Consider the following 7,123-nt stretch of genomic DNA (forward strand, 5'->3'; position numbering starts at 1 on the left):
TGACTGCATACTTTTTCATCTACGCTCACAAAAACTAACAAAATTTGTGCTCCAGGCTGACGCCATTTACGCTTACTGTATGGGCAAAACGACGTAGATAACAGGAGCTAACATGCCAGAACTTAACGCGAAAACAACTGCCCTTGTGGTTATCGATCTTCAGGAGGGCATTCTGCCGTTTGCCGGTGGCCCGCATACGGCAGATGAGGTTGTTGCTCGCGCCGCGCGGCTGGCGGAGACGTTTCGCGCCAAGGGTGCACCGGTGGTCATGGTACGCGTAGGCTGGTCGGCTGATTTCGCCGAGGCGCTCAAGCAGCCTGTCGATGCCCCCATCGGTGGTCACGCCCTGCCGCCGGAGTGGTGGCACTATCCTGTGGTGCTGGGCAAGCGCGACGGTGATATCGAAGTGACTAAACGCCAGTGGGGCGCCTTCTACGGCACCGATCTGGAGCTGCAGCTGCGCCGCCGGGGTATCGACACCATCGTGCTGTGCGGGATCTCCACCAATATCGGCGTTGAGTCCACCGCCCGCAATGCGTGGGAGCTGGGCTTTAACCTGATTGTGGTGGAAGACGCCTGCAGCGCCGCCAGCAGCGACCAGCACCAGGGGAGCTTCACGCATATCTTCCCGCGCATTGGCCGGGTGCGTAGCACCGAAGAGATCCTTACCGCACTATGATCTACATTGGCCTGCCGCAGTGGTCGCACCCGAAATGGGTGCGCCTTGGCATCACCGATCTCGAAGCCTATGCCCGCCACTTCAACTGCGTGGAGGGCAACACCACGCTGTATGCCCTGCCAAAGGCCGATATCGTGGCGCGCTGGCACGCCCAGACCACCGATTCCTTCCGCTTCTGCTTTAAGTTCCCGGCAACCATCTCGCACCAGGCGCGGCTGCGCCAGTGCGGCGATCTCACCGAGGAGTTTTTTAGCCGTATGGCCCCGCTGGCGGAGCGTATTGGCCAGTACTGGCTCCAACTGCCCGCCTCGTTTGCGCCGCAGGATCTGCCCGCCCTGTGGGCGTTCCTCGACGGCCTGCCTGAGGATTTCCGCTACGGGGTAGAGGTGCGCCATCAGGAATTTTTCACCAAGGGCGACGCGGAAACGCAGCTTAACCGGGGCCTGCATGCGCGTGGCGTCAACCGGGTGATCCTCGACAGCCGTCCGGTGCACAGCGCCCTTCCCCGCAGCGAAGCGGTGATTGAAGCCCAGCGCAAAAAGCCCGTGGTGCCGGTCCATGCGGTGGTCACGGCCCAGCATCCGATGGTGCGCTTTATCGGCAGCGATGACATGGCGCAGAACAGTGCCCTCTTTGCCGTCTGGCTGGAGAAGCTGGCCCTCTGGGAGAAAAGCACTACGCCCTATCTCTTTCTGCATACGCCGGATATTGCCGAAGCCCCGGTATTGGTCGATACCCTGTGGACCGCGCTACAGCACGCCGTGCCTTCTGTCGGTCCCGCACCGTCAATTCCGCAACAATCCTCTCTTTTCTGAACCAGTCGCGCTATCATAGAGACGTACCCTTTCCGGGCTTAAATGGAGTTTCTATGGTAAGCGCGCTGTATGCCGTGCTGGGTGTTCTGCTGCTGATTAAGTTATCTTTTGACGTTGTGCGCCTGCGTATGCAGTACCGGGTGTCGTATGGCGATGGCGGGTTTAGCGAGCTACAGACCGCGATCCGTATCCACGGCAATGCGGTAGAGTATCTTCCCGCGGGCCTGATCCTGCTGCTGTTTATGGAGATGAACGGCGCAGAAACCTGGATGGTACACGTCTGCGGGCTGCTGCTGATTGCCGGTCGCCTGATGCACTACTACGGTTTGCATCACCAGCTGATGCGCTGGCGGCGTTCTGGCATGAGCGCCACCTGGTGTTCGCTGGTGCTGATGGTGCTGGCAAACCTCTGGTTCATGCCCTGGGAGTTGGTTTTCTCTGTGCATTAGCGCACAATACGCCACTTTTGTTTTCTCGGATTTTTACGTTATGTCTCACCGCGACACGCTTTTTTCTGCGCCAATCGCCAGCCTGGGTGACTGGACATTCGATGAACGGGTAGCCGAAGTCTTCCCGGACATGATCCAGCGCTCCGTTCCCGGCTACTCAAATATTATCTCGATGATCGGCATGCTGGCGGAGCGTTTTGTGCAGCCCGCTAGCCAGGTCTACGATCTGGGCTGCTCGCTGGGCGCGGCCACGCTCTCCGTGCGCCGTAATATTGCCCATCCGGACTGTAAAATTATTGCCGTGGATAACTCTCCGGCGATGGTTGAACGCTGCCGCCGTCATATTGACGCCTATAAAGCGCCGACGCCGGTTGAGGTGATTGAGGGCGATATTCGCCATATCCGCATTGAAAACGCGTCGCTGGTGGTGCTGAACTTTACCCTGCAATTCCTTGAACCTGCTGAACGGCAGGCGCTGTTGGATAACATCTATCAGGGGCTGAATCCGGGCGGCGCGCTGGTGCTGTCGGAAAAATTCAGCTTTGAAGATGCCACCACCGGCGAGCTGCTGTTTAACATGCACCACGATTTTAAACGTGCCAACGGCTACAGCGAGCTGGAGATCAGCCAGAAGCGCAGCATGCTGGAGAATGTGATGCTCACCGACTCCGTAGAGACGCACAAGGCCCGCCTGCGCCAGGCCGGGTTCGAACACAGCGAACTTTGGTTCCAGTGCTTTAACTTTGGTTCGCTGGTGGCGTTGAAAGCAGGAGCGTCGGCATGATCGAGTTCGGTGATTTCTATCAGCAGATTGCCAAAAGTCCTCTTGCCCACTGGCTGGAGACCCTGCCCGCGCAGATTGCGACCTGGCAGCGCGGGGCTCTGCACGGCCAGTTTAAGCAGTGGACCAATGCGGTAGAGTTTCTACCGGAGATGCAGCCCTATCGACTTGATCTGCTGCACAGCGTGACGGCGGAGAGCGAAACCCCGCTCAGCCCAGGGCAGATCAAGCGCATCGATACGCTGCTGCGTAACCTGATGCCGTGGCGCAAGGGGCCGTTCTCGCTCTACGGCGTGGACATTGACACCGAGTGGCGTTCGGACTGGAAATGGGAGCGCGTGCTGCCGCACCTCTCTGATCTTAGCGGACGCACGATCCTTGACGTCGGCTGCGGCAGCGGCTATCACCTGTGGCGAATGATAGGCGCGGGTGCACACCTGGCGGTCGGTATCGATCCGACCCAGCTGTTCCTCTGCCAGTTTGAGGCGGTGCGCAAGCTGCTTGGCGGCGACCAGCGGGCGCACCTGCTGCCGCTGGGCATTGAACAGCTTCCGGCGCTGAACGCGTTCGATACGGTCTTCTCGATGGGCGTGCTCTATCATCGCCGCTCCCCGCTGGAGCACCTGTGGCAGCTTAAGGATCAGCTAGTAAGCGAAGGCGAGCTGGTGCTGGAGACGCTGGTGGTCGAGGGTGATGAGCGCACGGTGCTGATCCCCGGCGATCGCTATGCCCAGATGCGCAACGTCTACTTTATCCCCTCCGCGCTGGCGTTAAAAAACTGGCTGGAGAAGTGTGGCTTTGTGGATGTGCGTATCGTTGACGTCTGCCAGACCACCACTGAAGAGCAGCGCCGCACCGACTGGATGATCACCGAGTCGCTGGCGGAGTTCCTCGATCCAAACGACCCGAGCAAGACCGTTGAGGGCTACCCCGCCCCGCTGCGTGCGGTGTTGATTGCGAAGAAGCCGTAACGCGGAAGCCAACACAGTTGCAGTTTGAAATATGAAGGAAAAAAAATGGCCCCTGTTGAAATGGCAGGGGCCTGGTACAAAGCAAGCATCATATTGGGCGACATGATGTGCGGTAAAAAAGGGTCAGAACGCGCGATGACGGGTAATCATCGCTTTCATTTCCGCTACAATTTCACCGTCCACGCAATAGCGCAGATACTCATCCGACTGCGCGTCAGATGACATCGACAATCCCTGTTGACGGTAACGCATGGGCGACGAAGTCCACATTCCTGCGGAGCTGTGTACCTCCTCCACCCCTGCGTCCAGAAACAGTTGCAGGTTGCTGGCTCGAACGCCAGCACCAGCCATAATGATTGGAACACCGGATCGGTCTTTTAGTTCCGTAATTAATGAAAGTCCTTTTTCTGCCGACGCTTTTTGCCCGGAGGTGAGGATGCGAGACACGCCCAAATCCCCTAACTTATCAACGGCTTGATGCGGGTTTCTGCACATATCAAAGGCGCGATGAAAAGTCACTGCCATCCCCTGTGCAGCCTGCATTATTTGCCGCATGCGGGGGAGATCGATGTTCCCCTCCTCATCCAGCACGCCAATAACCAGTCCTGGAAAGCCCAGCGTCTTGATCAGCCTGACGTCGTCCAGCATGGCACTGAACTCATCGTCGGTGTAGCAGAAGTCACCTCCCCTGGGGCGGACGATGGGATGCACGGGGATAGTCACCGTCTCGCGCACCAGCCGCAGGACGCCGTGGGAAGGTGTCAGCCCACCCTCTTTAGGCGCTGCGCAAAGCTCGATGCGGTCCGCTCCGTTAAGCTGTGCGGTCTCGGCGCTCGCCTGGCTGTAGCAGCAGATCTCCAGCAGAGCCATTTTTCTCCCTCCTCTGTTCTACGCGCCGTTTTCGCTCGCCACGATTGCCTCGATGGACCACGGGTGAAACTTCACCGTTACCGTGCCATCGGTCACTGCAAGCGTAGGGTTGGGCAGGCGCTCATGCTCCCCTTTCGGTGAGCTGGTTTTAACAGCAATACCGGGCTGGCGTAGCCCCTCATCGGCCAGCAGCGCCAGCGCCCGGGCGTTCAGGGTTTCCGGGTCGCCGGGCAGGACGATCTCGATATGTTCCCAGCCTTCATGGGGATAGCGCTTCTCGCCCGGCCACGGCAGCTCAACCACCGTAAAGGACCAGTGCGCCACCGTCACAGGCTGGTGCAGCTTAAACAGGCAGATAGGCCGACCGTTAATGATGTTCTCAGATAGCAGCGTACCACACTGCTCAAAGCCCCGACGCCAGCGCTCGGCGGTGGTATTCTGATGGCAGCGCAGCGAAATGTGATCTGCCTCCAGAGGCGTGATATCCAGCCCCAGCCGGGTGGCAAGTTCGGTTAACGCTTTTGTAAAGCGCGGGAGATCCGCAGAAATATCATGCAATTCGTCAATGGTCTGCCAGTCAGCCATGGTCAACGCCCTCGTTTATCGCAAAGCCGCTAATTTACCCTGTTGTCGGACGCGCACCAAACGGCGATTGCCCCCGTTGGCAAATGAATGATTATTCACGATTAGCTTGCCGTTTATTTGCGCAAAACCCGCGTCCCGACAGGGCTGACGGCAGCAGGCAATTGCAGTATACTCCCGGCTTTACTTATCAACACCCGGACGCAGGCGGCTTTTTGCGCGCTGCGTCGTTAACGTAAGGTATCCCGGTGAATATTCAGGCACTTCTCTCAGAAAAAGTCAGTCAGGCACTGATTGCCGCAGGCGCGCCTGCGGATTGCGAGCCGCAGGTTCGTCAGTCAGCAAAAGTACAGTTTGGTGACTACCAGGCCAATGGCGTCATGGCAGTTGCGAAAAAACTGGGCATGCCCCCGCGACAGGTTGCTGAGCAGGTTCTGACTCACCTTGACCTCAACGGCATTGCCAGCAAGGTTGAGATCGCCGGGCCGGGCTTTATCAATATCTTCCTCGATCCGGCGTTTCTGGCCGAGCACGTCAACCAGGCGCTGGCGTCCGATCGTCTGGGCCTCTCCCGCCCGGAGCAGCAGACCATCGTGGTTGACTACTCTGCCCCGAACGTGGCCAAAGAGATGCACGTCGGCCATCTGCGCTCGACCATCATCGGCGACGCCTCCGTGCGTACCCTGGAGCTGCTCGGTCACAACGTGATCCGCGCCAACCACGTTGGCGACTGGGGAACCCAGTTTGGCATGCTGATTGCGTTCCTGGAGCTTAAGCAGCAGGAGAACGCAGGCGAGATGGCGCTGGCGGATCTCGAAGCGTTCTATCGTGAAGCTAAAAAGCACTACGATGAAGATGAAGCCTTTGCCGAGCGCGCCCGTGGCTACGTGGTTAAATTACAGGGCGGCGATGAGTACTGCCGTCAGATGTGGCGCAAGCTGGTGGATATCACCATGGCGCAGAACCAGACTAACTACGATCGTCTGAACGTGACCCTCACCAGCAAGGACGTGATGGGTGAAAGCCTCTACAACCCGATGCTGCCGGGCATCGTGGCCGACCTGAAAGCCAAAGGGCTGGCGGTAGAGAGCGAAGGCGCGACCGTGGTTTTCCTCGACGAGTACAAGAACAAAGAGGGTGAGCCGATGGGCGTCATCATCCAGAAAAAGGATGGCGGCTACCTCTACACCACGACCGATATCGCCTGCGCCAAGTACCGCTTTGAAACCCTGCATGCCGATCGCGTGCTTTACTACATCGACTCCCGTCAGCACCAGCACCTGATGCAGGCGTGGACCATCGTGCGCAAAGCGGGTTACGTGCCGGAGAGCGTGCCGCTAGAGCACCACATGTTCGGCATGATGCTGGGTAAAGACGGCAAGCCGTTCAAAACCCGCGCCGGCGGTACCGTGAAGCTCGCCGATCTGCTGGACGAGGCGCTGGAGCGCGCCCGCCGTCTGGTGGCGGAGAAGAACCCAGATATGCCTGCCGACGAACTGGAAAAGCTGGCTAACGCGGTCGGTATCGGCGCGGTGAAGTATGCGGATCTCTCTAAAAACCGCACCACCGACTACATCTTCGACTGGGATAACATGCTGGCCTTTGAGGGCAATACCGCGCCGTACATGCAGTATGCCTACACCCGCGTGCTCTCCGTATTCCGTAAAGCGGAAATTGACGAGAGCGTGCTGGCCAACGCCAACGTGGTGATCACTGAAGATCGTGAAGCCCAGCTGGCGGCGCGCCTGTTGCAGTTTGAAGAGACGCTGAACGTGGTTGCTCGTGAAGGCACCCCGCACGTGATGTGCAGCTACCTCTACGATCTGGCGGGCCTGTTCTCTGGCTTCTACGAGCACTGCCCGATTCTTACCGCCGAGAGCGACGAGACGCGCCTGAGCCGCCTGAAGCTCGCGCAGCTGACCGCAAAAACGCTGAAAACGGGTCTGGATACCCTTGGGATCCAGACCGTCGAACGC

The 7,123-nt window shown here is 58.7% G+C and carries 8 protein-coding genes; 6 read left to right on the forward strand and 2 right to left on the reverse strand.

The window, feature by feature from the left end:
- The first annotated feature begins 112 nt into the window (after positions 1–112).
- From FN633_RS09830 to cmoB, 5 genes are read left to right on the forward strand one after another with little or no spacing between them, the layout of a single operon-like run.
- The gene (locus tag FN633_RS09830; protein ID WP_154057578.1) at positions 113–679 is read left to right on the forward strand and encodes a hydrolase; all 567 of its coding nucleotides are present in this window, start codon (positions 113–115) and stop codon (positions 677–679) included.
- Complete coding sequence (locus tag FN633_RS09835) at positions 676–1,494, forward strand: DUF72 domain-containing protein (RefSeq protein WP_154057579.1); 819 nt, start codon at positions 676–678, stop codon at positions 1,492–1,494. The genes FN633_RS09830 and FN633_RS09835 overlap by 4 nt, the downstream gene beginning before the upstream one ends.
- A gap of 53 nt (positions 1,495–1,547) precedes the next feature.
- Complete coding sequence (locus FN633_RS09840; RefSeq protein WP_154057580.1) at positions 1,548–1,943, forward strand: MAPEG family protein; 396 nt, start codon at positions 1,548–1,550, stop codon at positions 1,941–1,943.
- 40 nt (positions 1,944–1,983) lie between these two features.
- Complete coding sequence (cmoA, locus tag FN633_RS09845) at positions 1,984–2,727, forward strand: carboxy-S-adenosyl-L-methionine synthase CmoA (RefSeq protein WP_154057581.1); 744 nt, start codon at positions 1,984–1,986, stop codon at positions 2,725–2,727.
- Positions 2,724–3,695: a tRNA 5-methoxyuridine(34)/uridine 5-oxyacetic acid(34) synthase CmoB gene (cmoB, locus tag FN633_RS09850; protein ID WP_154057582.1), complete on the forward strand. Its 972-nt coding sequence runs from the start codon at positions 2,724–2,726 to the stop codon at positions 3,693–3,695. Before cmoA ends, cmoB begins: the two co-directional genes overlap by 4 nt.
- A gap of 123 nt (positions 3,696–3,818) precedes the next feature.
- Here the strand turns inward: cmoB and cutC are convergent, their stop codons facing one another.
- Both cutC and FN633_RS09860 read right to left on the reverse strand, forming a co-directional pair.
- Entirely contained in the window at positions 3,819–4,565 is a 747-nt protein-coding gene (cutC, locus tag FN633_RS09855; protein ID WP_154057583.1) for a copper homeostasis protein CutC, read from the reverse strand.
- Between the two features lie 18 nt (positions 4,566–4,583).
- Positions 4,584–5,150: a VOC family protein gene (locus FN633_RS09860; RefSeq protein ID WP_154057584.1), complete on the reverse strand. Its 567-nt coding sequence runs from the start codon at positions 5,148–5,150 to the stop codon at positions 4,584–4,586.
- A 245-nt stretch (positions 5,151–5,395) separates the two neighbouring features.
- Here FN633_RS09860 and argS point away from each other — a divergent pair.
- The coding region (gene argS, locus FN633_RS09865; protein WP_154058897.1) for an arginine--tRNA ligase at positions 5,396–7,123 on the forward strand (1,728 nt) is incomplete at its 3' end.

Source organism: Pseudescherichia vulneris (genome assembly GCF_902164725.1).
Classification (GTDB): Bacteria; Pseudomonadota; Gammaproteobacteria; order Enterobacterales; family Enterobacteriaceae; genus Pseudescherichia; species Pseudescherichia vulneris.